This window comes from Pseudomonas sp. 32_A (assembly GCF_017490905.1).
GTDB classification, from domain to species: Bacteria; Pseudomonadota; Gammaproteobacteria; order Pseudomonadales; family Pseudomonadaceae; genus Aquipseudomonas; species Aquipseudomonas inefficax.
In genome coordinates, this window is record NZ_JAFGYI010000394.1 from 1 (window position 1) to 431 (window position 431).

The following is a 431-nucleotide window of genomic DNA, read 5'->3' on the forward strand; positions in this document are numbered from 1 at the left end:
GTATACGACGCACGTCCCCGCCGCTGATGTGGGTGCGAGCGGCGGCGGTGCGATGCGGCGTCCGCGCGGTCCCGCTCCCAGCTCGTCGTCCGACGGCCATGCGCGCAACGTGCCGCGCGCCGGCGCGCCGTTCGATCCGCGCCCCAGACAAGCCAAAGCCGGCATCGAGCCGGCTTCGCTGCGCCCCCACCGCTCACCCGCGCCGCCGCGCACCGCCCGGCAAGCGCGGCCGTGGCGTCATCCGTTGACCGCGAGAATCACGCTCGACGCCTTGAACGCCGCCACCGCGCTCACGCCCTGCGCGAGCCCGAGCGCATCGACGCTGTCGTTCGTGACGATCGCCGCGAGCGTCATGCCGCCGTCGAGCGCGAGCAGCACCTCGCTGTTCACCGCGCCGCGCGTGACCGTCTCGACGACGCCCTGCAATTGAT

General features: G+C 73.5%; 1 protein-coding gene. It reads right to left on the bottom strand.

What is annotated here, in order from left to right:
* Positions 1-237: 237 nt before the first annotated feature.
* On the bottom strand, positions 238-431 hold a 194-nt coding region (locus J5M58_RS27205), incomplete at its 5' end, for a molybdopterin-binding protein (RefSeq protein WP_207880566.1).